The sequence below is a fragment of the Geomonas propionica genome (assembly GCF_016458235.1).
In the GTDB taxonomy this organism is placed as follows: domain Bacteria; phylum Desulfobacterota; class Desulfuromonadia; order Geobacterales; family Geobacteraceae; genus Geomonas; species Geomonas propionica.
The window spans coordinates 86,439-108,071 of record NZ_JAEMHK010000007.1; the positions used below are offsets into that span (position 1 = coordinate 86,439).

The following is a 21,633-nucleotide window of genomic DNA, read 5'->3' on the forward strand; positions in this document are numbered from 1 at the left end:
AAGTGACTAAAAACGTTGAGGTCGACAGGAGGACGTGATGAAGACCATCGGCATGATCGGGGGACTGGGACCTGAGTCCACCGTTGACTACTACCAGCGCATCATCGAGGCGTTTCGCGTGCCGGGAAGCCTTGCCGCGCCGGAGATGGTGATCTACAGCGTGAGCCTGCAGGAGGTGATGGCCCTTGCCGCCAAGCGCGAGTGGAACCATCTCGTTTACCTGCTGGTGCAGAAGGTGAGGGCGCTGCACAAGGCAGGCGCAGACTTTGCAATCATCACGGCCAACACGCCGCACGTCGTGTTCGACGAGGTGCAGGCCAAGTCGCCCATCCCGCTGATCAGCATCGTCACCGCCACCTGTGACAAGGCCAAGGAACTGGGTGTGAAGAAGGTCGGCCTTTTGGGGACCCGGTTCACCATGGAGGAGAATTTCTTCGCGCCTCCTTTCGCGGCGGCCGGGATCTCAGTGGCGGTGCCCTCTGCCAGTGATCAGCACTATATCCACGAGAAACTGATGACCGAGATTGAGCTCGGCATCATCAAGGACGACACCAGGAAAGGGTTGATCGACATCATCGGCCGTCTGGTGCGGGAAGAACAGGTCGAGGCGATCATCCTCGGCTGCACCGAGTTGCCGCTGATACTAAAAGACGGCGACTTCGATACCACCTTTCTCAATACCACAGCGATCCATGTCGAAAGTGTCGTGAGCTATTGCAGGGCAGGGAGGACGTGGTAAAAGGAGCAGGGCTGGATTACGGAGCGGATGAGCTTATTCAGCCTGAGTAGTAGCGGCAGGCGATCACGATGATCTCTTTTTCCTCCACCAGATACACCAGCCGATGTTCGCGGTCGATTCTGCGGGACCAGCAGCCGGCAAGCTGGAAGCGGAGCGGTTCCGGCTTGCCGGTGCCATCAAACGGCGTGCGCCGGATCTCTTCAAGAAGGGCGAGGATACGCTCGGTCTGGCGCTTGTCGGTCTTCAGCCAGTAGCGCAGGTCATCCAAAGCGGTGGGAGTGAAAGAGACGTTCACAGCCCGAGGGCGTCCAGCGGGGTCGTCTTGCCAGCTTTTGCCTCAGCGAGGGATTGCGTGAGGTGGGCGGCATTGGCGGGGTTGGAAAGCAGGTAGTCGCTTTCCATGATGGACTCGTAATCCTCGAGGCTCAGGATGACCACGCTTTCTCCTTTGCGCCGAGTCACCAGGATAGGCTCGTGGTTGCTGCACGCCTCATCCATCACGTTTTTCAGGTCCTGACGTGCTTCGCTGTATGTTATGGCCTGCATGGGGCACCTCCAGTTGACAACTTGTTGTACAATATCATTCGCCTGCTAAGTTGGCAAGGCGGAATGGAGTAGGGGGGGAGTATGAAAAGACTGATGATCCTGGCGCTGGTGCTCATCGCCTCGACCGCGTTCGCCGGGGAAAAGAAAAAGACGGCCAAGGAGGCGCCCAGCTCGCAATCGCTGCAGGAAAAGTGGGATGCCGATGCCTCGCTGCTGAAGCTGGACTGCAGCGACAGCATGTGCGTCTACGGCGTCAAGGGCTCCGCGCAGATAGTCGATGCCGAAAGCAACATCCGCACGGCCTGGGTCGCCTTTCTCTATACCGACACCGGGCGTAAGGCGCTCACCGGGGCACTCAAGGGAAGCTATTACAGCAAGGAGAAGTGGAATATCAACTGCAACGAGGCGACCATGAATGTTTCTTCGGTGCACTACTACGACGCCAAGGGGAGCCCGGTGAGTTCCTACGGCAACGACGAACAGTGGAGCGACATTGTCCCGGGCAGCTTCGGAGAGACGGTCGCCGCCATAGTCTGCACCGTCGAGGATGACGGGACCGAGGAAGAGACTCCGAACCCCGATGTGCCGGGCGAGTCGCCGCCCCAGGAAGGCACACCCCTTTAAACCTCATGAGCCCACTCGCCGGCATATCGCGCGCCAAGGTGCTGCTCCGGGCGCTGCGCTCCCGCAACTACCGGCTCTTCGTGGCCGGCCAGAGCGTATCGCTGGTCGGCACCTGGATGCAGCAGGTCGCCATGAGCTGGCTCGTGTACCGGCTCACCGATTCGGCCGTGCTCCTCGGGGTGGTTGGCTTCACCAGCCAGGTCCCCACCTTCATCTTTGCACCGGTGGCGGGCGTCTTTGCGGATCGCTGCAACCGGCGCCGCCTGCTCATGCTGACCCAGGCGCTGGCCATGGTCCAGGCGGCACTCCTGGCCGCGGCGGTGATGCTCGGGGTGGTCCAGGTCTGGCACATCGTGGTGCTCAGCCTGGTTTTGGGCGTGGTGAACGCGTTCGACATCCCGGTGCGCCAGTCTTTCGTGGTCGAGATGGTGACCGAACGCGAGGACTTGGGCAACGCCATTGCGCTCAACTCCTCCATGGTCAATGCCGCCCGCCTGATCGGCCCGACCGTCGCCGGCCTGCTGGTAGCCACAGTGGGAGAGGGGATCTGCTTCCTGCTGAACAGCGCCAGCTACCTGGCCGTCCTTGTTGCCCTTGCCGCGATGCGCATCGAGCCCAGGGGGGGCACGGAAAAGCCCCGGCGCCACATCTACCATGAACTCAAGGAAGGTTTCGTCTATGCTTTCGGCTTCGGCCCCATCCGGAGCATCCTGCTGCTGGTCGCGCTGATGAGCCTGACGGGCATGCCGTACACGGTGCTGATCCCGGTTTTCGCCAAGGACATTCTGCACGGCGGCGCCCACACCTTCGGTTTCCTGATGACCGCCGCCGGATGCGGCGCCCTGGTCGGCACCATCTACCTCGCCTCCCGCGGCAGCGTCCTCGGACTGGGCAAGGTGATCGTCTTCTCCACCTGCCTTTTCTCCGTCGGGGTCGCCGTCTTCGCCATCTCGAGCAGCATGGCGCTCTCCCTTGCCGCGCTGGTCGTGGCCGGCTTCGGCGCCATGACCCTGGTCGCCTCCTGCAACACCATCTTGCAGACCATCCTGGAGGAGGACAAGCGCGGTCGGGTGATGAGCTTCTTTACCATGGCCTTCATGGGGATGACCCCCTTCGGCAGCCTGGGCGCCGGTGCCATGACCAAAGTGGTCGGCCCGCGGGTGACGCTGGTGATCGGGGCCTGTTGCTGCCTCGCCGGAGCGTTCGTCTTCGCCAGGAACCTCCCCCGTATCAGGCAGATGATCCGTCCCATCTACGCCCGCATGGGCATCGTCAGAGAAGTCGCCCAAGGCATGGAGACTGCCGCCGAGCAGCCACAGCTGCCAAAAGAGAAAGAATAAAGGAAAGTGAACTGTAGATGATCGATTTTATTACCGCAGGTTTTGTTCTTGGTTGCTCGGCGGGGTTCTCACCGGGGCCGCTTTTGATGCTGGTCATCTCCGAGACGCTCACCCACGGCACCCGCTCCGGCGTGAGGGTGGCGCTCTCCCCCATCATCACCGATTTCCCCATCATCGCCGCCACGCTCTTTTTGTTGATGAACCTCTCCGGATATCACGGCATCCTGGGCGCCCTGTCGCTCGCCGGCGGCCTCTTCGTGCTCTACACGGGCTACCACTCCCTGCGGGCGCGACCGGTCGAGCTGGATCTTCCCAAGGAGCCTCCCAAGTCGCTCAGGAAGGGGGTGCTGACCAACTTCCTCAGCCCGCACCCTTACCTGTTCTGGATCACCGTGGGCGCGCCGCTTTTGACCCGGTCGCTCAAAGTGGGTCCGGTCGCCTTTGTCGCCTTCATCGGGAGCTTCTACCTGAGCCTCGTCGGCGCCAAGATCGTGCTCGCCGTCGCGGTAGGGCGGTCGCGCGCCTTCATGGGAAGCCGGGTCTACCTCTGGATCATGCGCCTGCTCGGCGCGCTGCTGACCTTCTTTGCGCTGCTCTTGTTCCGGGAAGGGGTGAAACTGCTGGGAATATGGTAGGGGATCAGTAGTGGTAGCGGGCCTGGAGGAAATCAACCCGGTCGTCGCTGACCAGGTACACCAGCCGATGCTCTTGGGTGAGACGGCGGGACCAGACGCCGGGGGAGAGGTACTTTAGGGGTTCGGGTTTGCCGATACCTTGGAAAGGGTCCCGCATCACCGCCTCCACCAGTGACAGAGCTCGCAGCGCCGTCTTGCGGTCCACCTTCACCCAATGGCGCAGGTCTTCGCGAAACTCCGGGTGGAATATCGCTTCACGGTGTTTAGGCGCCAACGCCCAGCTCCGTTCGGAGCGCGTCGACCGTTTCCGGCTCGCCCTCCCGCTTCAGGGCACGTTCCAGCGCCGTCAGCAGCCGTTGCGCGTTCTTGGGCGAGCGCATCAGGTGCGCCGTCTCGACCAGGCTGGCCAGTTCGTCCGCAGCTATCATGGCGACGCTCTCGCCGCTGCGGCGATCGATGATGACGATCTCGCGGTTCTTGGTCACTTCATCGCAAAGCCCGGCCAGGTTGGCCCGGGCGTTGGTGTAGGTGGTCTTCAACATGTGCCGCCTCCCTGGCGAGTTGTACAGCAGTACCGTACAGCAACACCTTCTTTTTGGCAAGAGCCAACAGGAGGTTCCCGGTTCCTCAGGTGTTTTCTATTTCCACCACGTCGATCTGCAGCACGATCTCTTCGCCGGCCAGGTGCGGGTTGCGGTCCAGGTTCACTCCCTTTTCAGTGGTGACGATGCTGAACTCGTCCGAGGTCCCCTGGTTCACCACCTCGCGCTGCATCTCGGTCACGCTGCCGCCGATGGGAGCGGCCGAGTCGCGGGAGAAGCGGGACACTGCGGAAGGGTCGCGGCGCCCGTAGGCCTTGTCCGGCGGCAGGGTGACCCGCTTCGATTCACCCGCCGACATCCCTTCCAGCGCCTCCTCCAGCCCCCGCATCACCTTCCCCTGGCCCACCGTGATAAGCAGAGGGTCTCCCCCCGCCGTCGATTCGACTACCTCGCCGTTTTTGCGCTGGGTCGTGTAATGCACCCGCACCGTACTGCCGTACTTTACCGTTGGCATGTGCCACCTCCCTTGATCGGATCTCCTCCCAGCCGTCAGCCGCCAGCCGCCCTTTCAATCGTACCCGGAGAAACCGTCCACTTCCACGTGCTCCAGCAGGCGCCCAAGATACCGGGATTTCAGCTGTTCGCTCGCCATGAGCCTCTTGATAGGCGGCAACCTGAGGATGGCCCCTAGTATGGCCGCCATGGCGCGATGGCTCAGGTAGGCCTGGTTGTCGAAGATGAGGTTTTGCAGCTTGCCGCGCTCGATCGCCATGAGCACCAGGCGGTGCGCCGTGTTCACCGGCGTCAGGACGCGCCTGGCGCGGCTGGTGAGCCGGATGGCGCCGGCGGGGCAGGCGCGTACGCAGACCCCGCACCCCAGGCAGAAGTCGGTGGCGGCCCGCGCCTTCCGGCCGCCCCCCTCCCGACCTCCCCCCTCCGGGGTGAGGAGCTGTACGGACATCCCCTCCCCCGGAGGGGGAGGGTCAGGGAGGGGGGACAGTGTTTCTTCGGCTTCCATGGTGATCGCGTCGACCGGGCAGCTGGCGGCGCACTTGCCGCATCCGGTGCAGCGATGGGCCGCCGTGGTCTGTACGAAGTTTGTGCTGTACATGGCGTTGGGAATGGCGAGCCTGCGGGTGGCGATGAGCCCCTCGCAGCAGCAGCGGCAGCAGTTGCAGATGAAGTTCACCCGCTGCTGCACGTTGTCCGCGCACTGCACGAGGTTCAGGTCGCGCGCCTTTTGCAGCAGGTCCAGCCCCTCCGCGCTCTCCACTCGGCGCGCCACGCCGCGCCGCAGCAGCGACTGCGCCGCCAGGTTCAGGGTCAGGCAGATGTCCAGCGGCGCGTCGCAGGCACGCCCCACGTGCGCCATCTTCTGCCGACAGTAGCAAAGCCCCACCGCTATGTGGCTGGCGCTCTTGATCACCTCGCTGGCCCGCTCGTAATCGAGCACCTGGCACGCCTTCTCGTCCGGAATCGCCTCCTCGTTCACTAACACCCGCCCCAGCGAGGTCTCGCCGCCGGCAAAGAGGTCGCGGATGAAGGCATCTTCGACGTTGATGTAGTGGAAAAAGAGGCGGGACAACTCCTGCTGGTCCAGGTCCGGGCGCATCCGCATCAGCGAGAACTCGAAGAACCCCGCCATCGGGGGAGGAAGGATGTAGACCATCCTGCCGTCGCGCTCGATGTCGAGCAGCAGCGAGCGCGAGGCGAGCTGCTCCAGCAGGGCGCGCGTCTGCTGGACGGGGAGGTTCCAGACCCTGGCCGCCCTGGCCGCCGAAAACGGGCGCAGCGGCAACATGCTCAAAAGCGTCGCCTCCCGCTCGTTGCACAACAGGGAGAAGATCCTCAGCAGGAGATCGGAGTCGGGCGCGCCCTGCGGGAACAGGTTCACCCGCCGCATCAGGCGATGATAACCGTCGTTTGATCGCTGCTCTGGCACGGTGCGGCTCCTTTTATTAAAAAAAGACAATGTGCCAGTATAACAGTCCGCCCACGGCAGGCAACCGCCGGTAATGGTCACCACTCCCTAGGCTTTTCCGGCGTTTTCTTTCGTTATTCCTGACCTTGCTAATTAAAGATCCCCCCTCCGGCGCCGAAGAGGAAAAAAGCGGCTGACGCGGTCCGCGGCCCCCCGTGCCGGGCCGCCTGGTCCGGTGCTGGCGAGGAGCGCCCTCTGATCATGAAGAAACTGAGCCTGACAACCAAGATGAGCCTCATGGTGTCCCTGCTGGTGACGCTGGTGCTCTCCTTCATGACGCTGTGCGCGGCGTGGTTCCTGGAGAAGCAGTACCAGGAGACCGTGTCGGAGCAGCAGTTCTCCATGGTCACTTCCATGGCCGGCGAGATCGACAGCAAGATGCGCATCACCCAGCTTCAGCTCGAGGCCCTCGCCAAAACCATTCCGCACCGGCTCTTCAACAGCCCGTTGCTGGCCCAGCGTTTCCTGGAACAGCGACCGGATACCCTGGCCCTTTTCGACAGCGACATCTTCATCTTCGACGCCAAGGGGAAGCTCCTGGCGGTCAATCCCCTGGAAAAGAGACTGATCGGCCGGGATTACTCCTTCCGTGACTTCTACCGCGAGGCCGCCCGCCTTAAAAAGCCCGTCATCTCCGACCCCTTCATCTCCACCCAGGCGCACCGTCACCCCACGGTCGCCTTCGTGGTCCCGGTGCTGGACGGCAAGGGGAACATGCTGGGGATGATCGGCGGCATGATCGACCTGTACAAGGACAACTTCCTGGGCAAACTCGCCCACGACCGGGTGGGCAAAAACGGCTATCTCTACCTTTTCAACAGGGAGCGCGTCGTCATCACCCATCCGGACCAGGAGCGTATCCTGAAGCGTCTTCCCACGCCGGGCACCAACCCCCTTTTGGACCGTGCCGCGGCCGGCTACGAGGGGGCCGGGGAAACGGTCACCTCGCGCGGCCTCCCCGCGGTGGCTGCCTTCAAGCGTCTCAACAGCACGGAGTGGATCCTCGCATCGAACTTTCCCCTCACCGAGGCCTACGCGCCGGTGCGGGAGGCCAAGGTGCTCCTGGCGGCCGGGCTGGTGGCGGCCCTGGCCGGAAGCGTCCTGGTCTGCCTGCTGTTCATGAGGGGGCTGACGGCGCCTTTGGTGACCTTCATCCGCCACGTGGAGGGGATCAGCGACCAGGACCGGGAGCTGGAGCCGGTGGTGATCCGGACCGGGGACGAGATCGGCACCCTGGCCGACGCTTTCAACCGCATGATCCAGGACCTGCGCCGGCAGAAGGAATCGGCGCGCGAGCTGCGGCTGGCCATCGACCAGGCGCCGGTGACGGTCATGGTCACCGACCGCGATGGCCGCATCGAATACGTCAATCCCCATTTCAGCAAGGTGACCGGCTACAGCGCCGAGGAGGTGCTGGGGGAGAATCCCCGGATCGTGAAATCGGGGTGGCACCCTCCCGAGTTCTACGCCGAGATGTGGCAGACGGTGCTCTCCGGGCGCACGTGGCACGGCGAGATGCGCAACCGGCGCAAGAACGGCGACCTCTACTGGGAAAGCGCCTCGATCGCCTCGGTAACGGGTGACAAAGGCGAGATCACCAACTTTGTGGCGGTGAAGGAGGACATCACCGAGAGAAAATGGGCTGAGGAGGCGCTGATCAGAAGCGACGAGCGCATCAGGCTCCTTTTGGAGTCGACCGCGGAGGCGATCTTCGGGATGGACCTCCTCGGCAACTGCACCTTCGCCAACCGCGCCTGCGCCGCGTTGCTCGGCTACTCCGGCACCGACGAGCTGCTGGGGAAGAACATGCACCTGCTCATCCACCACACCGCTTCCGACGGCTCTCCGTACCCGGTGCAGGAGTGTCCGCTCTACCGCGTGCTGGGGGGAACCCAGGGGATGCACAACGACGACCAGGTCTTCTGGCGCGCCGACGGCACCAGTTTCGCTGTCGAGTACTGGTCCTATCCGCAGCTGCAGGATGGTGAAGTGGTGGGCGGGGTAGTGACCTTCTTCGACATCGCCGAGAGGAAACGGGCGGAAGAGGAGCTGCGCCGCGCCACCGAGGCGGCCGAGTCGGCCACCCGCGCCAAGAGCGAGTTCCTGGCCAACATGAGTCACGAGATCCGCACCCCCATGAACGCGGCGCTCGGCATGCTCTACCTGTTGCGGCAGACCGAACTCTCCGAACAGCAGAAGGATTACCTGGACAAGGCGCAGAGCGCCTCGGGGGTGCTGCTGCGCGTCATTAACGACATCCTCGACTTCTCCAAGATAGAGGCGGGAAAGATGGAGCTCGAGCGCATCCCGTTCCGGCTGGAGCAGGTGCTCTCCGACCTGCAGAACGTGGTCGGGGCGATCCTGCGGGACAAGGAGATCGAGTTCGCGGTCACCGCCGGCGCGGGCATCCCGGAGCTCCTGGTGGGGGACCCGCTCCGGCTGGGGCAGGTGCTGTTGAACCTCGCCGGCAACGCCATCAAGTTCACCGACAAAGGGAAGGTCGAGGTCGGGGTAGCGCTCGTGGCCGTGGAACAGGGGTACGCGACGCTGCGCTTCTCGGTCACGGACACCGGGATCGGCATGGACGCCAGCCAGCGGGAGGGGCTCTTCACCCCATTCACCCAGGCCGACAACTCCACCACCCGCCGCTACGGCGGCACCGGCCTCGGTCTCGCCATCTGCCGCGAGATGGTACAGCTCATGGAGGGGCAGATGGCGGTGGAGAGCGAGCCGGGGCGCGGCAGCACCTTCAGCTTCATGGCCCGTTTCGGGATATCCCAGCCGGGACAGGCTTCGCTCCCTGAGACCCCGGCCGGGGGGGAAGCCGCCCTGGCCGCGGCCGGCATGCGCGTCCTCCTGGTGGAGGACAACCCGATCAACCAGGAGGTGGCCCGGTTCATCCTGGAGCGGGGCGGGGTCACCGTCGAACTGGCCCGTAACGGCGCGGAGGCGCTTTCCATGGTGCACGCCCCCGGGGCGGAGTACCATGCCGTGCTCATGGACGTGCACATGCCGGTGATGGACGGGCTGGAGGCGACCCGGCGCATGCGGCTCGACCCCGCACTGGAGCGGCTCCCCATTATCGCCATGACCGCCAGCGCCCTGCCGGGGGAACGCCTGCTCTGCCGCGAGGCGGGCATGAACGACCAGGTGGACAAGCCGATCAACGTGCCGGGGCTCTTCGCGACCCTGAGGCGCTGGGTGGGGACGCAGTCGGTGCATCCGGAGCCGGCGGCGCTGGACGCGGCGCCAGGCACCGAGGAGGAACTTCCCGACTACCTGCCCGGACTGGACCTGCAGCGGGCCAAGGCCAGGCTCCAGGACGGCAAGCTCCTGAAGAAGCTCCTGGTCCGCTTCCATCGGGACAACGAGGAACTGGTGCGCCGGATCGCGGCGGCCGCCGGCGCGGGCGACCTGAAAGAGGCCCGGCGCCTGATCCACACGGTCAAGGGGAGCGCGGGGAACCTGGGCGCGATCTGGCTCGGCAGCGCCGCCGCCTCGCTGGAGCTGGCTCTGCAGGGTAACGACGCCAGCCTGGTCCACGAGACCCTGGAGCGTTTTGCGGAGAAGCTGGAGGAGGTGATGGCCTCCGTCGGGCGGCTGCAAGGGGAGGTAAGCGCCACCGCCGCGAGGTTGGCTGGTACCGCTTCGGTGCGCATCGAATGCGATGATCCCGAGCCGGTGACCGCCTTGGCCCGCACCCTGACACGGCTGCTGGCGAGCCAGAACATGAGTGCCCTGGCGGTGTGGGAGGAGATGCGCCCCCTGCTGGCGGGGGAGTTGTCGCAGCGGCTGGATGCCGCGCTGCAGGCGCTTGATTTCGGCGACGCCGGCGTCATTTTACGGGACATCATCGAACAGCTGGAGCTAAGGATATGAGCGTCGAGGGAGCGGAAGAAGCAGGAAGAGGCAAAATCCTGATCGTGGACGACACCACGGCCAACATCGAGATCCTGTACAAGATCTTGAAGGGGGAGTTCGACGTGCTGTTCGCCAAGAGCGGCGCGGACGGCGTGCGCATGGTGCGGGAGCAAACCCCGGACCTGGTGCTCTTGGACATCATGATGCCCGACATGGACGGCTACCAGGTCTGCCGCGTCCTGAAGCAGGACCCGGCGACGGCGCACATCCCGGTGGTGTTCGTGACCGCCATGGGCAACGACGAGGACGAGGCCAGGGGACTGGAAGAGGGGGCCATTGACTACCTCACCAAGCCGATTCGCCCCGCCATCGTGGTGGCGCGGGTGCGCAACCACCTGGAGCTGAAGCGCAGGGGGGACCTGCTGGAAAAGCTCAGTACGGAGCTGGCACGGAAGAACCGGGAGCTGGAGGAACTGGCGCGCCAGGATGGCCTGACCGGGATCGCCAACCGGCGTCATTTCGACGAGTCACTGCGTTCGGAGATCCAGCGCGCCGCGCGCAACGGGCGCAACCTCTCGCTCATCATGTGCGACATAGACCACTTCAAGAGGTTCAACGACCTCTACGGCCATTTCGCCGGGGACAAGTGCCTGCAACTGGTGGGGGAACTGCTCAGGAAGAGTTTCAAGCGCGCCGGAGAGGTGGTGGCACGCTACGGCGGCGAGGAGTTCACCGTTATCCTGCCCGACACCAGCGGCGAGCTGGCGGGGCACCTGGCCGAGCGGCTCAGGCTGGAACTGCTCGCGCAGGCCCTGCCGCACGGCCAGTCGGAGTTCGGCATAGTCACCATGAGCCTGGGCGTGGCGGGAGTGCTGGTGGGGCGGGAGAACGACCAGGAGTGGTTCATAACCGCCGCCGACGAGGCCATGTACCGTTCCAAGGAGGAGGGGAGGAACCGGGTCTCGGTCTGGGGTCAGTAATCAACGCCCGGCTGCGGTTCTATTTCCTTACGGTAGGCGTGCTTCACCTCGACCACCTCGCTCACGGTGTCGGCCAACTCGATCACTAGAGGGTGCGCGTCACGCCCGGTGAGCACGAGATGCATGAGCGGCGGCTTGCGCGACAGGATCTCCAGGACCTGTTCCAGGTCGACCAACTGCAGTTGCAGGGCGTTGTTGATCTCGTCGAGAACCACCATGTCGAAGGCGCCCGAATCAATCTTCTCCAAGGAGAGCCGCACCGCGTCCTGCGCGTTGGCCCGGTGCTCACTCTTGGGATACGGGTTGCCCAGGATGCCGCAGAACCCCTTGCCGGTGGTGTGCAGTTCCACCTGGTCCCCCAAAAGCTTCACCCCGTCCCATTCCCCCGCGTAGAGGTCTCCCTTCATGAACTGGATGATGCACACCTTCATGCCGTGCCCGCAGGCGCGTAACGCCATCCCGAGCGCCGAGGTGGTCTTCCCCTTGCCGTGGCCGGTGATGACGACGGTCAGTCCCTGCTTCACCTTCGGTTCCAGCTTGTGTATTTGCAGCGGCGGGCTTCCCTGGCTTTTCATGATAGCGCCTCCCCGGATATTCTAACCCATTTAAAAGCCGTTATGCAAAGTACGCACAGATGCGCGAAGTTCGCGAAGAGAGGCTTTTGTTGTTCACGCCCAAGCCTTCTTTGCGTTCTTAGCGGATACTCCGCGTTCTTTGCGTAACCGCTTTTCGGGGGGGAATCAATGACAGCAGCTCTTGGCCAAGACCTTCCACAAACCAGCCACTCCCATGAGGGCGATGGCGACGCCGGCGGCGCGCAGCATGGCGTTTCTGAGGGCGCCGGAGACGGCGCTCGACGCGGTCCCGAAGCCGAGCATGACGGGAACGGTGCCCAGTCCCATGGCGGCCATGGTGGCGGCGCCGGTGACGGGGCTCCCGGTCCCGGCGGCGACCAGCAGCGGAGCGTAGACCAGCCCGCAAGGGAGCAGCCCCAGCATGAGCCCGAGCGGCAGGGAGGCGAGGGGGGAGGGGGCGGCGAGGGCGCGGCGCACCGGGGTGGTGAGAAAGCGCGCACCGGTCCCTTCCAGGGTGGAGAGGTTGAGGACGCTCAGCCCCAGTGCCGAGGAGAGCCCCACCATGATCACCATGACGTTGGCCCCCACCATGAACCAGCGAAAGACGCTCTTCATGGCCAACAGGTCGAGCGACGAACCGATCAGCCCGGCCGTGGCGCCGAGCAGGGTGTAGGTGGCGATGCGCCCGGTGTTGTAGAAGAGCTGCGACTTGAGCCGCGCAGCCAGCGCCCCCTCCTTGTCCTTCAGGGAGATGGCGGCCACGATGCCGCCGCACATCCCGATGCAGTGGAAGCTGCCGGCTAAGCCGGCCATGAACGCCAACCAGATCTGTAGCATAGGTTCTCCGTGTAGTGGGGGGGGAGGGGGACTGGCTCCGATAGGTGCCAGTCCCCTTTGAACTGCGATAGGTGCCAGTCCCCTTCATCTTGGTGTTATCGGTGCGGCACAGCCCTCACCGCCGCCTGCGGTTCTTCGGAATCCGGGAGGCGGTGCGACATGGTGAGTTCGTGCCCATCGGCCACGGGGACGGACGGGGTGGGGGGAACCTCTGCCCGGGACGGGGGCGGAGGCTCGTCGTCGTCCAGCATCCGGTGCTTGGGGCGCTCCATATCGGTGAATTCGCCTTTTTGTACCCCCCACAGGAAGAACAGCCAGCAGCCGCAGCCCAAGAAGAAGGAGAGAACTATCAGTGCACAAAGGGAGTTATTCATCCGGAGTCCTCATGAGCCTCAGCGAGTTGCCGACCACGCATACGGAACTAAGCGCCATGGCGGCCGCGGCGTAGATCGGGGTCAGGCGCCCGGTCATGGCGAGCGGGATACCGATCAGGTTGTAGAGAAAGGCCCAAACCAGGTTCTGGCGTACCACGGCCATGGTGCGCCGCGCCATCCGGTGCGCCTGCGACAAGCGCTCCAGGTCCGGCTTGGCGAGGACCAGGTCCGAGGTCTCCAGGGCGATGTCGGTGCCGCCAGCCACGGCGCAGCCGACGTCGGCGGCCGAGAGGGCGGGGGCGTCGTTGATACCATCCCCCACCATGAGCACGGTGGCGCCGTTGGCCTGCAGCTTCTCAATCTCCCTGGTCTTGTCAGCGGGCGACAGGGAGCCGATGCCCCTGGCCACCCCGGCGCACTTGGCGACCTTGTCGGTGCACTCCTGGCGGTCCCCGCTTAACAGCAGGGTATCGATCTCCTGGCGCCGGAAGTAGGAGACCATCCCCGGGGCGTCGTCGCGCATCCGGTCCTTGAAGGTCAGGGTGCCGCAGTAACGCCCGGTCCGGGCCACGCCCACCAGCATTCCCCCCTCCGGCGATTCCAGCTCGGCCGGGATACCCTTCACCCCCAGGCGTTCCAGGAAGGGTACACTCCCGAGGGCGATCGCCTCGCTCCCCAACCGGCCGGTGACACCCGCGCCGGCCAGTGTGACCAGCTCGGTGCCGGCGGGGTACTCGATGTCGTGCCGGGCCGCGTAGTCCCGCACCGCCTTGGCGATGGGGTGTAGCGAGCCGCATTCCACCGCGGCGGCCAGCGCCAGCACCTGGCGCGGCGTAAGGCCCGCGCTCGCTTGGATGTCGACCAGCATGGGAGCGCCGCGGGTGAGGGTGCCCGTCTTGTCGAAGACGGCGATGCTGACCCGGCTAAACCGCTCCAGCACGTCCCCGCCCTTGAACACGATGCCGTGCCCCGCGGCGGCCCCGGTGCCGGCCAGGATGGCGGTCGGGGTGGCGAGGCCGAGCGCGCAGGGACAGGCGATCACCAGCACCGCCAACGCCACCATGAGGCTCGCCCCGAGCGATCGCCCCTGGCTGTAGTGCCAGCAGAATGTGGCCACGGCGAGGGTGAGCACGGCCGGGACGAAGTAGGCGCTGACCCGGTCGGCGATGGCCTGTATCGGCGCGCGCCGGCTCTGGGCCTCCTCCACCAGGTGGGCCACCCGGGCGATGAAGCTGTCCCCGACTTTCCTGAGGCAGTGCACCCGCACCGCGCCGGTCAGGTTGGAACTGCCGGCGATGACCTCGTCTCCCGTCTTTTTCAGCTGCGGCAGCGGCTCCCCGGTGGCGGCCGATTCATCCACGTCGCTCATCCCCTCCAGGACCGTCCCGTCCACCGGGAAGCGTTCCCCCGGCGCCACCAGGATCAGGTCCCCCGGGTTCAGCTCGGAGGGGTCCACGCTCTCCAGCTGTTCCCCAACGAAGCGCTGGGCCTGCCCCGAGCAGAGTTCCAAAAGCCTCCCGATCCCGCTCGAGGCCCGTCTCTTGGCGCCGTTTTCCAGGAGCCTCCCGGCGAGAATCAGGGTAACGATCATGGCGGCGGTCTCGTAGTAGACCTCGCCCCCGACAAAGGTCGCGTAGACGCTGTAACCGTAGGAGGAGAGGGTGCCGATGGTGATCAAAAGCTCCATGTTGGGAGCGCCGTTCAAGACGCCGCGCCAGGCCCCGGCGAGGAAGGGCCAGCCGCAGTAGAAGACCACGGGCGTGGTGACCAGGAGCGAGAAGAGTTGCAGGTACGCCTTCATCTGCGGCTCGATCCCCTGGAAATAGCCGGCGTACAGGGCGAAGGCGTAGGCCATGAGCTGCATGGTGAGGAAGAAGGCGGTGCCGAAACGGACCAGGAGATCCTTGTGCACCCGCTGTCCCGCCTCGCGCGCGGCGTCCTCGGTGTAGGGGCGCGGCACGTAGCCGATCTGGTCGATGCGGTTGAAGATGGCGGAGGGGGAGATCCGTTCCGGGTCGAAGCGGACCCGGGCCCGGCCGGTGGCGTAGTTGACCCGCGCATCGAGCACGCCGGGAATGGCGCCGATGATCTTTTCGTTCAGCCAGACGCACGAGGCGCAGCGGATGCCGTCGATGATGATGTCGATGACGCTCCCCTCGGCCGAGGGGTAGACGAAACGGGACAGGTAGGCGTCGCGGTACTCCCCCTTGAAGGCCTGGGGGATGAGCCCCGTTTCCTGCCAGTCGCGCCGGCGGTAGTAGTCGGCGAGCCCGGACCCGCTGATGAGGAGATAGGCCCCGTGGCAGCCGTGGCAGCAAAAGGAGAGCACCGAGTCCGCGTTGCGCTCCTCGACCAGCATGCCCGGCGGTATGTCACCGCCGCAATGGTAACAGGGTGCCAATACGCCTCTCAATTGAAGAACACCACTTTCTGGGAGGCGATCGACTCTCCCTTGGTGAAGAGAAGCTCGCCGCGCAGTTCGCCCTGTCCGGATACGGGCCAGGGGGCGACGAAGATGCCGGGAGCGGTTTCTGCCAGCGTCAGCACCTCTTTCTCGTTGCCGTGCCTGGTCTGGAACGAGAGCTTGCCGCCGGCGACCGGGGCGCCCTTGTCGTCATGCACCCGTACCTGCAGGTCGCTGCCGGAGAGCGAGGCCGACATGATCCAGTCCAGTCCGGCATTGTAGGCGCCGTTTCTGGTCTTCGAGTAGTTGAGCCCGTTTTGATAGTAGTCTGGGTCGGTGACGGCGCTGCCGCGCTCGACGGAGATGAACATGGTGGTCCCCATCCCCAGGAGGAAGGTGGCTATCAGGAGCACGATGGCGATCCGCCAGCGGCAGGGGAATTTGGTTGATCTTTTTTGCATGGTTCCTTCCTTCATCCCTCTTATTGCACCGCCACCGGCAGCGGGCTCGCCGCCACTGTTTTCCCTTCCGACACGAGCCTCAGCTGCACCTGCGTCCCCGGCGGCGGCGCCGCGTTCAGCTTCAGCGCGAATCCGATCTTCTTGTTCTCATTGGCAGCCAGCGCTATCCCCCGCACCGGGCCGACCAGCTCCACCCGGTACCCCGGCAGCGCCGCCGCCTCCAGCGAGTAGGAGCGCGCCGCGGCGCCGCGGTTTTCCACGAAGGCAGAGTAGAAGTTCACCAGTGAGCCGTCCGGGAGCCGCTTCACCTCGCCGGTTGCGGAACGCTGCACCTTGAGCGTCGCCTCCTGGCGTGTGGTCACACCGAACACCAGCAGCCCCACCAGCAACAGGAGCACGCCCCCCAAAAGAAGCGCCTTCCGGTTCACCGGCCGCGACCCTTCGGCACCCGCCGGCCCGAACGTGTAATGGATCAGCCCGCCGCGGCCGCGCGGGGCGAAGACGTCACGGCAGGCGTCCAGGCAGCGGCCGCAGTTGATGCACTCAATCTGCAGCCCTTCGCGGATATCGATCCCCGTGGGGCAGGCCCTGACGCAGGCGCCGCAACGCAGGCAGACTCCCTTCAACGCTGGGTCGAACTCGAGTGTGAGCGTGCCGCGCTCCATGGCCATCAGCTGGATGCGCCCGTAGGGGCAGACGCTCTTGCAGAACCGGCGCCGCACGAAGGCGAGGTCGAGGTAGACCACCAGCGCCGTCACCGTCAGCGAGATCCCCGCCACCGCACCCAGTTGTCCCGCGGCGAGTCTCGCGAAGAACTCCGGCGGCGCGATGAAGTACCAGACCAGGTTGGCCCCCACCAAGGCGGAGAGGGCCAGGAAACACGACTGCCTGAGCGGAGCGCGCAGCGGCGTGGGCAGTTTTTTGGTACGGCGCTCGATCCAGTCCGCCAGGTCGCCTAGCGTGGTCTGGGGACAGAGCCAGCCGCACCACACCCTGCCGAAGAGCATGGTCACGAACAAGAAGGCGAAGACCAGGATCAGCACCACGACCAGGAAGAGGTAGAACTCCTCGATGCGCAGCTTGGCGCCGAAGAAGAGTAGCGTCCTGGTGCCCGCGTCCAGGCGCAGCAGCGACTCCCCGCCGGGACGGATGAACGGGAGCCCCAGGATGATGAGAGTGGCGAGCCACTGCACCCCCTTGCGCCAGGGGGCGATGCGCCTGCTCTTTAGCGGTACTTCACTCAAAACGACAGGACGTACTGTACCAGCCCTTGGATCTTGTCGCCGGAAAGCTCGTTCTTGAAGCCCGGCATGCCCCCCGGGCGCCCGTCACTGATGCTCGTGGTCACCTCAGGCGCCGTCTTGCCGTATTTGTACTGCTTGGCGGTCAGGTTGGGGCCGATCCCACCCTTGCCGTCGGCGCCGTGGCAGGCCGCGCACTTCTCGGCGAACTCCTTCTTCCCTTCAGCGGCGAGGTCGGTGCTCTTGATTTCCTTGCTGGTCGGGACCGCCTGGGCTGCTTCCCCTTTCTCCTTCTGCACGGCGAGGCGCGCCTCCTTGGCCTTCTTGATCTGGTCGAACTCCCCGTAGGAGGTCCAGCCGCTGAACAGGTAGTAGGCCATGAAGATAATCCCCCAGGTCCACAGCCCGAAGTACAGGACCCTGAACACCAGCGGGGAGCTTTTCTCCGCCCGGTACCTGATGCCGTCGTACTCTTTATTTTCGTCGGACATCGCGTCCTCCTTTTTATTCTTAGTTCGGGTAGTCGTCATCCATCATCCGGAACTTGGGTTCCTCGCCGCGCACCGCGTGCTTTTTGCTGTAGGTGCGCACCACGATGACCACAAAGATCAGGAAGAGGATGAGGGTCACTCCCAGGTAGTAGATGCTTGCGCTGTCCATGTCAGTGCTTGTGCACGGACTTCAGGTAGGTGACCACCTTCCAGGTCCGCTCCTTGCCCAGCGTGTCGCCGAAGGCCGGCATGCCGCCCGCGGCGATGCCGCTGTAGACCGAGGCGAACACCTTGGCGTCGGGTTGGTCCATGTCGCGCAGGTCCGGCCCCACCTCGCCCTTCAGTTCGATGCCGTGGCACTGGGCGCAGTGCTCGGCGTAGAGCTTTTGTCCCTCGGGGAGCACGCTCATGTTGTCTTGGAACGGGTTCTTCATCTCGCCCAGCACCTCGGTCTTGCCGGTCTTTCTCCAGGGGATGTCGTTGCCCACCTTCTGCATGTAGGCGATGATGGCGTCCATCTCGCTCTTGCCCTGCAGCGCCTGGATGTCGGCGGGGGTGTAGGGGAACTTGAGCGCCTTCATCTTCTTCTCCGAGAGGCTCGTGTCGAGCGGCCGGTTCAGGAAGTCGTAGGCGGGCATGTTGGAGCGCGGCACCATGGAGCGCGGGTCCTTCATGTGCTTCACGTGCCAGGCGTCCGGGTACTTGCCGCCGATCCTCGCCAGGTCCGGGCCGTTTCTGCGCGAGCCCCAGAGAAAAGGCTGGTCGTAGACAAACTCGCCGCTCTTTGAGTACTCGCCGTAGCGCTCGGTGTCTGAGAGGAGCGGACGTACCGTCTGGGTATGACAGTTGTTACACCCCTCGCGGATGTAGATGTCACGTCCTTCCAACTGCAGCGGGGTGTAGGGCTTCACCGAGGCGATGGCGAGCTTCGGGTCGTTGATCCACCGGAAGGGGAGCACCATGGTGATGATGGTGCCGACCAGGATGGTGGCGGTGGCCAGGAGCAGGAATATGATCGGTTTCTTCTCTATCATGGCGTCTCCTCCCTAGGCTCTTTGCGCCACGGCCTGGGTCTTGGCGCCGGCGATGGTCTGGTAGATGTTGTAGAGGAAGACGAGGAGCCCGGCGAGGTAGATCACGCCGCCCACGGCCCGCATGTGCCAGTACGGGTAGAGTTCCACCATGGTTTCAATGAAGCTGTAGTGGAGGCTCCCGTCCGGGTTGGTGGCGTTCAGCATCGCCGCCTGCTGCACCCCCGCGATCCACATGGTGATGGAGAAGATGAGCTGACCAGTCAAAACCAGCCAGAAGTGCACGTTGGCGAGGCCTATGCTGTAGATCTCGGAGTGGTAGAGCCTCGGTATGGTGTAGTAGATGGCGGCGAAGAGGACCAGGGAGACCCAGCCGAGCGTCCCCATGTGCACGTGCCCCGGCACCCAGTCGGTGAAGTGGATGAAGGCGGAGAAGGTGCGGATCGACTGCGACGGCCCCTGCAGCGTCTGTAGGCCATAGAAGGTGATGCCGAAGATCAGGAACTTGACCAGGTAGTTCTCGCGCATCTGGTGCCACTGCCCGTTCATCGAGAAGTAGCCGTTGAAGACCGCGGCCCAGGAGGGGGCGATCAGCATGACCGAGAAGCCCATGGCGAGCGTCTGCACCCAGTCCGGCACCGGTGCCCACAAGAGGTGGTGCGCCCCGGTCCAGAGGTACATGAAGATGAGGCTCCAGAAGGCGATCACCCCCATCCGGTGGCTGTAGATGGGGACGCCCGTCGCCTTGGGGAGGAAGTAGTAGAAGATGGCCAAAGGAGGCGTGGTAAGCACCATCGCCACCGCGTTGTGTCCGTACCACCACTGCACGTTGGCATCGTTGGCGCCGGCGTAGGCCGAGTAGGACTTGGTGAGCGAGACGGGGATGGCGGCGTTGTTGACCAGGTAGAGCACCGCGACGCCGACCAGTGTGGCCAGGATGTACCAGAGCGAGATGTACATCTGCTCCTCGCGCCGTTTCACGATAGTCATAACGATGTTCACCGCGAAGATGACCCAGAGCACCACGACGAGGCTCGCCACCGGCCATTCCAGCTCGGCGTACTCCTTGGAGCGGTTCATCCCCATGGCCAGCGTCACTGCGGCGAGCGCAATGACGATGTTGAAGAGCCAGAGTTGCGCCTTGGCGAGTCCCGGGCTCCACAGGCTCGTTCGGGTCAGGCGCTGGGTGATGTAGATGAAGAAGGCCATGAAGCTGCCGATGCCCCAGCCGAAGATGCCGGCGTTGGTGTGGATCGGGCGCAGGCGGCCGTAGGTGAGGTAGGGGGGGAAGTTAAGCTGCGGGAAGGCGATTTGGAATGAGATGAAGACGCCGACCAGAACGGCTACCAGTCCCCATACCATGCTCCAGATCACAAACCCTTTGACGATGTCGTCAGCGTACCCTTCCTGTTGGTTCATGCCGTCCTCCTGGAGATGAATGGATCAATGCAGGCAACATGTGAACGACCGGGATGTCGAGCCGACACCCGTCGTTTAGTCGCCGCGAGCTTATGTCATAAATGTTGGAACTGTCGTGATTTTGTCTGATGGATGGAGCGTCTTGCCGGAGTAACGTCCAATGATCCTGCAATAACAAAGTGTTAGTTTAAGTTGTAATCGCCGTTTAGCAAGCGCTCCCCCTGTATACGCCTTCATTTTGGTTGTCCTGAATTCTGTTGAACCATAGGCTATGTTGCCCCCGACCGCTGAAGTTGAACTAAGGTCCCCCCTTTGCGAAAGGGGGGACAGGGGGGATTTGCTTCTTGTCCACATCCCATCCCCCTCTTTTGTCTGCAGAAACCTCAACAGATGCCGATACGCACAGTATCAGGATGCCTCGTTTGACAGAAGCGAGTCGCCTTATCCCTGTTCATCGGCCCGAAGAGTGGGGTGGTAGCAGAAGGGACTGGCTCCGCTAGGTGCCTGTCCCGCTAGCGGAACGCTCCATTCCGCAATGCCACCGTACCCAAACCCTAAGGGGACAGGCACCTGGCGGAGCCAGTCCCCTCATTTGGTTAAGGGCGCGAAAGATTGGGTGATCGGGCCCGGAGGAGTCATATGAGCGAAGTTATCTACTACTGTGCGGCGGGCGTGACCCTGCTTGTTGTCTGGCTGGGGGCCACCTATTGGGCCGTCAACTTCTTCATCAGGCAGGTGACCCAGCAGAGCTGCCAGGATTTCCGGGTGCGGATGAGAAACGAGACGGAGCGGGCCCTGAAGCTGTTCCGGGAAGGGCTGTGTGAGCAGATCGTCCAGCAGGAGAACAAGTCCGACGCGCTGGCGCGGCTCTACGCCACCCTGATCGATCAGTTGCGGCTGGGGAGGGAGTTCCTGGGCTCGCTGGGTGAGGGAGAGCGCGCCCAGGCGGAGAAACAGCTAAGGACCATCAGGGGGACCGGCGAACACTTCTCGGATACCTTCCAGAAACAGGGGCTCTTCTTCTCGGAGGAATTCATCAGGACGGTGAAGGATATGCTGACCCAGCAGAAAACGGGGCAGGAACGGCTTGAGGAACTGCTGCGCCGGGTGCAGAGGGAGCCGCAGAACCCGCTCGCCGTAGATGACCTGAAAAAGGAATGGGGGCAGTTCGAGGACCTGTTGAACAAGCTCATGGACTACGTGCGCAACGAGTTCCGCAGGCGCAATCCCGTAAGCGGCATGATGATGAAGTGGCTCAACGAAGGTCCGGCCCCCGGCGAAAAACAGGGGAGCTAGCTCTCCTACTTGTCCAGAGGCTCCGGCTTGCAGAGGTGCTCCTCTTTCTTCGCCGCGCGTCCGCATTTCTTGCAAACGTAGCGCGGCTCCGCGACGATCTTCTTAAGCTCCTTCAGGTTGTCCTTTATCTCGTCCTTGTCCCACTTGCAGAGCGTCTTGTTGTCCTTGCCCATATCACTCACTCCTGTGTTATTCAGATCAAGTCTCTGTTTTAGGATTTGTATTAACATGATTTAATTCAATTTTAAGGTAAGCC

The 21,633-nt window shown here is 63.9% G+C and carries 24 protein-coding genes; 7 read left to right on the forward strand and 17 right to left on the reverse strand.

What is annotated here, in order from left to right; all coding sequences use genetic code 11:
* The first annotated feature begins 37 nt into the window (after positions 1 to 37).
* Entirely contained in the window at positions 38 to 739 is a 702-nt protein-coding gene (locus JFN90_RS10775; RefSeq protein WP_199395124.1) for an aspartate/glutamate racemase family protein, read from the forward strand.
* A gap of 37 nt (positions 740 to 776) precedes the next feature.
* Here the strand turns inward: JFN90_RS10775 and JFN90_RS10780 are convergent, their stop codons facing one another.
* Together JFN90_RS10780 and JFN90_RS10785 are read right to left on the reverse strand one after the other, a co-directional pair.
* Positions 777 to 1,034, reverse strand: a complete 258-nt coding sequence (locus tag JFN90_RS10780) for a Txe/YoeB family addiction module toxin (protein WP_199395125.1) — start codon at positions 1,032 to 1,034, stop codon at positions 777 to 779.
* A complete protein-coding gene (locus tag JFN90_RS10785; protein WP_199395126.1) occupies positions 1,031 to 1,285 on the reverse strand; it encodes a type II toxin-antitoxin system Phd/YefM family antitoxin in 255 nt (84 codons plus the stop codon). The genes JFN90_RS10780 and JFN90_RS10785 overlap by 4 nt, the downstream gene beginning before the upstream one ends.
* Positions 1,286 to 1,366: 81 nt before the next feature.
* Between JFN90_RS10785 and JFN90_RS10790 the strand changes: the two genes are divergently transcribed.
* Genes JFN90_RS10790 through JFN90_RS10800 form a run of 3 tightly spaced genes read left to right on the forward strand, consistent with a single transcriptional unit; the run spans position 1,367 to position 3,884 of the window.
* Positions 1,367 to 1,909 (forward strand): surface-adhesin E family protein, encoded by a 543-nt coding sequence (locus JFN90_RS10790; protein WP_199395127.1) that lies wholly within the window; start codon positions 1,367 to 1,369, stop codon positions 1,907 to 1,909.
* A gap of 5 nt (positions 1,910 to 1,914) precedes the next feature.
* On the forward strand, positions 1,915 to 3,249 hold the full coding sequence (locus JFN90_RS10795) for an MFS transporter (RefSeq protein WP_199395128.1): 1,335 nt from the start codon (positions 1,915 to 1,917) through the stop codon (positions 3,247 to 3,249).
* A 17-nt stretch (positions 3,250 to 3,266) separates the two neighbouring features.
* The gene (locus tag JFN90_RS10800; RefSeq protein ID WP_199395129.1) at positions 3,267 to 3,884 is read left to right on the forward strand and encodes a LysE family translocator; all 618 of its coding nucleotides are present in this window, start codon (positions 3,267 to 3,269) and stop codon (positions 3,882 to 3,884) included.
* Positions 3,885 to 3,888: 4 nt separating this feature from the next.
* On the opposite strand, the gene JFN90_RS10805 is transcribed toward JFN90_RS10800, so the two are convergent.
* The 4 genes from JFN90_RS10805 to JFN90_RS10820 form a co-directional block, all read right to left on the reverse strand.
* Positions 3,889 to 4,158 (reverse strand): Txe/YoeB family addiction module toxin, encoded by a 270-nt coding sequence (locus JFN90_RS10805; protein ID WP_199395130.1) that lies wholly within the window; start codon positions 4,156 to 4,158, stop codon positions 3,889 to 3,891.
* Positions 4,148 to 4,426, reverse strand: a complete 279-nt coding sequence (locus JFN90_RS10810) for a type II toxin-antitoxin system Phd/YefM family antitoxin (RefSeq protein ID WP_199395131.1) — start codon at positions 4,424 to 4,426, stop codon at positions 4,148 to 4,150. The genes JFN90_RS10805 and JFN90_RS10810 overlap by 11 nt, the downstream gene beginning before the upstream one ends.
* An 85-nt stretch (positions 4,427 to 4,511) precedes the next feature.
* Positions 4,512 to 4,940 (reverse strand): FKBP-type peptidyl-prolyl cis-trans isomerase, encoded by a 429-nt coding sequence (locus JFN90_RS10815; RefSeq protein ID WP_199395132.1) that lies wholly within the window; start codon positions 4,938 to 4,940, stop codon positions 4,512 to 4,514.
* A gap of 54 nt (positions 4,941 to 4,994) precedes the next feature.
* Complete coding sequence (locus JFN90_RS10820; RefSeq protein WP_328755567.1) at positions 4,995 to 6,368, reverse strand: 4Fe-4S dicluster domain-containing protein; 1,374 nt, start codon at positions 6,366 to 6,368, stop codon at positions 4,995 to 4,997.
* A gap of 240 nt (positions 6,369 to 6,608) precedes the next feature.
* Between JFN90_RS10820 and JFN90_RS10825 the strand changes: the two genes are divergently transcribed.
* Positions 6,609 to 10,286, forward strand: a complete 3,678-nt coding sequence (locus JFN90_RS10825; RefSeq protein ID WP_199395133.1) for a PAS domain S-box protein — start codon at positions 6,609 to 6,611, stop codon at positions 10,284 to 10,286.
* Positions 10,283 to 11,248, forward strand: a complete 966-nt coding sequence (locus JFN90_RS10830; protein WP_199395134.1) for a diguanylate cyclase — start codon at positions 10,283 to 10,285, stop codon at positions 11,246 to 11,248. The genes JFN90_RS10825 and JFN90_RS10830 overlap by 4 nt, the downstream gene beginning before the upstream one ends.
* Here the strand turns inward: JFN90_RS10830 and JFN90_RS10835 are convergent.
* The 10 genes from JFN90_RS10835 to JFN90_RS10880 form a co-directional block, all read right to left on the reverse strand.
* Entirely contained in the window at positions 11,242 to 11,823 is a 582-nt protein-coding gene (locus tag JFN90_RS10835; RefSeq protein ID WP_199395135.1) for a cob(I)yrinic acid a,c-diamide adenosyltransferase, read from the reverse strand. The genes JFN90_RS10830 and JFN90_RS10835 overlap by 7 nt on opposite strands.
* A gap of 165 nt (positions 11,824 to 11,988) precedes the next feature.
* Complete coding sequence (locus tag JFN90_RS10840) at positions 11,989 to 12,660, reverse strand: sulfite exporter TauE/SafE family protein (RefSeq protein WP_199395136.1); 672 nt, start codon at positions 12,658 to 12,660, stop codon at positions 11,989 to 11,991.
* Between the two features lie 95 nt (positions 12,661 to 12,755).
* The gene (gene ccoS, locus JFN90_RS10845) at positions 12,756 to 13,034 is read right to left on the reverse strand and encodes a cbb3-type cytochrome oxidase assembly protein CcoS (RefSeq protein ID WP_199395137.1); all 279 of its coding nucleotides are present in this window, start codon (positions 13,032 to 13,034) and stop codon (positions 12,756 to 12,758) included.
* A complete protein-coding gene (locus JFN90_RS10850) occupies positions 13,027 to 15,435 on the reverse strand; it encodes a heavy metal translocating P-type ATPase (RefSeq protein ID WP_236018950.1) in 2,409 nt (802 codons plus the stop codon). The genes ccoS and JFN90_RS10850 overlap by 8 nt, the downstream gene beginning before the upstream one ends.
* Before the next feature lie 8 nt (positions 15,436 to 15,443).
* On the reverse strand, positions 15,444 to 15,899 hold the full coding sequence (locus tag JFN90_RS10855) for a FixH family protein (RefSeq protein ID WP_199395138.1): 456 nt from the start codon (positions 15,897 to 15,899) through the stop codon (positions 15,444 to 15,446).
* Positions 15,900 to 15,919: 20 nt separating this feature from the next.
* Positions 15,920 to 17,143, reverse strand: a complete 1,224-nt coding sequence (locus JFN90_RS10860) for a 4Fe-4S dicluster domain-containing protein (RefSeq protein ID WP_199395139.1) — start codon at positions 17,141 to 17,143, stop codon at positions 15,920 to 15,922.
* Positions 17,140 to 17,631 (reverse strand): c-type cytochrome, encoded by a 492-nt coding sequence (locus JFN90_RS10865; RefSeq protein WP_199395140.1) that lies wholly within the window; start codon positions 17,629 to 17,631, stop codon positions 17,140 to 17,142. The genes JFN90_RS10860 and JFN90_RS10865 overlap by 4 nt, the downstream gene beginning before the upstream one ends.
* Positions 17,632 to 17,650: 19 nt before the next feature.
* Entirely contained in the window at positions 17,651 to 17,800 is a 150-nt protein-coding gene (locus tag JFN90_RS10870; protein WP_199395141.1) for a cbb3-type cytochrome c oxidase subunit 3, read from the reverse strand.
* A 1-nt stretch (position 17,801) separates the two neighbouring features.
* Positions 17,802 to 18,665 (reverse strand): cbb3-type cytochrome c oxidase subunit II, encoded by an 864-nt coding sequence (locus JFN90_RS10875; protein ID WP_199395142.1) that lies wholly within the window; start codon positions 18,663 to 18,665, stop codon positions 17,802 to 17,804.
* 12 nt (positions 18,666 to 18,677) lie between these two features.
* Entirely contained in the window at positions 18,678 to 20,081 is a 1,404-nt protein-coding gene (locus JFN90_RS10880) for a cbb3-type cytochrome c oxidase subunit I (RefSeq protein ID WP_199395143.1), read from the reverse strand.
* A gap of 639 nt (positions 20,082 to 20,720) precedes the next feature.
* On the opposite strand from JFN90_RS10880, the gene JFN90_RS10885 reads away from it, so the two are divergent.
* Positions 20,721 to 21,377 (forward strand): hypothetical protein, encoded by a 657-nt coding sequence (locus JFN90_RS10885; protein WP_199395144.1) that lies wholly within the window; start codon positions 20,721 to 20,723, stop codon positions 21,375 to 21,377.
* Between the two features lie 5 nt (positions 21,378 to 21,382).
* Here the strand turns inward: JFN90_RS10885 and JFN90_RS10890 are convergent, their stop codons facing one another.
* The gene (locus tag JFN90_RS10890) at positions 21,383 to 21,550 is read right to left on the reverse strand and encodes a hypothetical protein (protein WP_199395145.1); all 168 of its coding nucleotides are present in this window, start codon (positions 21,548 to 21,550) and stop codon (positions 21,383 to 21,385) included.
* Positions 21,551 to 21,633: the final 83 nt, after the last annotated feature.

Excerpts from the sequence above, each read along its gene's own strand:
- JFN90_RS10775 (WP_199395124.1), top strand. The coding sequence starts at position 38 with ATGAAGACCATCGGCATGATCGGGGGACTGGGACCTGAGTCCACCGTT.
- JFN90_RS10785 (WP_199395126.1), bottom strand. The coding sequence starts at position 1,285 with ATGCAGGCCATAACATACAGCGAAGCACGTCAGGACCTGAAAAACGTG.
- JFN90_RS10790 (WP_199395127.1), top strand. The coding sequence starts at position 1,367 with ATGAAAAGACTGATGATCCTGGCGCTGGTGCTCATCGCCTCGACCGCG.
- JFN90_RS10795 (WP_199395128.1), top strand. The coding sequence starts at position 1,915 with ATGAGCCCACTCGCCGGCATATCGCGCGCCAAGGTGCTGCTCCGGGCG.
- JFN90_RS10800 (WP_199395129.1), top strand. The coding sequence starts at position 3,267 with ATGATCGATTTTATTACCGCAGGTTTTGTTCTTGGTTGCTCGGCGGGG.
- JFN90_RS10810 (WP_199395131.1), bottom strand. The coding sequence starts at position 4,426 with ATGTTGAAGACCACCTACACCAACGCCCGGGCCAACCTGGCCGGGCTT.
- JFN90_RS10815 (WP_199395132.1), bottom strand. The coding sequence starts at position 4,940 with ATGCCAACGGTAAAGTACGGCAGTACGGTGCGGGTGCATTACACGACC.
- JFN90_RS10825 (WP_199395133.1), top strand. The coding sequence starts at position 6,609 with ATGAAGAAACTGAGCCTGACAACCAAGATGAGCCTCATGGTGTCCCTG.
- JFN90_RS10830 (WP_199395134.1), top strand. The coding sequence starts at position 10,283 with ATGAGCGTCGAGGGAGCGGAAGAAGCAGGAAGAGGCAAAATCCTGATC.
- JFN90_RS10835 (WP_199395135.1), bottom strand. The coding sequence starts at position 11,823 with ATGAAAAGCCAGGGAAGCCCGCCGCTGCAAATACACAAGCTGGAACCG.
- JFN90_RS10840 (WP_199395136.1), bottom strand. The coding sequence starts at position 12,660 with ATGCTACAGATCTGGTTGGCGTTCATGGCCGGCTTAGCCGGCAGCTTC.
- ccoS (WP_199395137.1), bottom strand. The coding sequence starts at position 13,034 with ATGAATAACTCCCTTTGTGCACTGATAGTTCTCTCCTTCTTCTTGGGC.
- JFN90_RS10855 (WP_199395138.1), bottom strand. The coding sequence starts at position 15,899 with ATGCAAAAAAGATCAACCAAATTCCCCTGCCGCTGGCGGATCGCCATC.
- JFN90_RS10865 (WP_199395140.1), bottom strand. The coding sequence starts at position 17,631 with ATGTCCGACGAAAATAAAGAGTACGACGGCATCAGGTACCGGGCGGAG.
- JFN90_RS10870 (WP_199395141.1), bottom strand. The coding sequence starts at position 17,800 with ATGGACAGCGCAAGCATCTACTACCTGGGAGTGACCCTCATCCTCTTC.
- JFN90_RS10875 (WP_199395142.1), bottom strand. The coding sequence starts at position 18,665 with ATGATAGAGAAGAAACCGATCATATTCCTGCTCCTGGCCACCGCCACC.
- JFN90_RS10880 (WP_199395143.1), bottom strand. The coding sequence starts at position 20,081 with ATGAACCAACAGGAAGGGTACGCTGACGACATCGTCAAAGGGTTTGTG.
- JFN90_RS10885 (WP_199395144.1), top strand. The coding sequence starts at position 20,721 with ATGAGCGAAGTTATCTACTACTGTGCGGCGGGCGTGACCCTGCTTGTT.
- JFN90_RS10890 (WP_199395145.1), bottom strand. The coding sequence starts at position 21,550 with ATGGGCAAGGACAACAAGACGCTCTGCAAGTGGGACAAGGACGAGATA.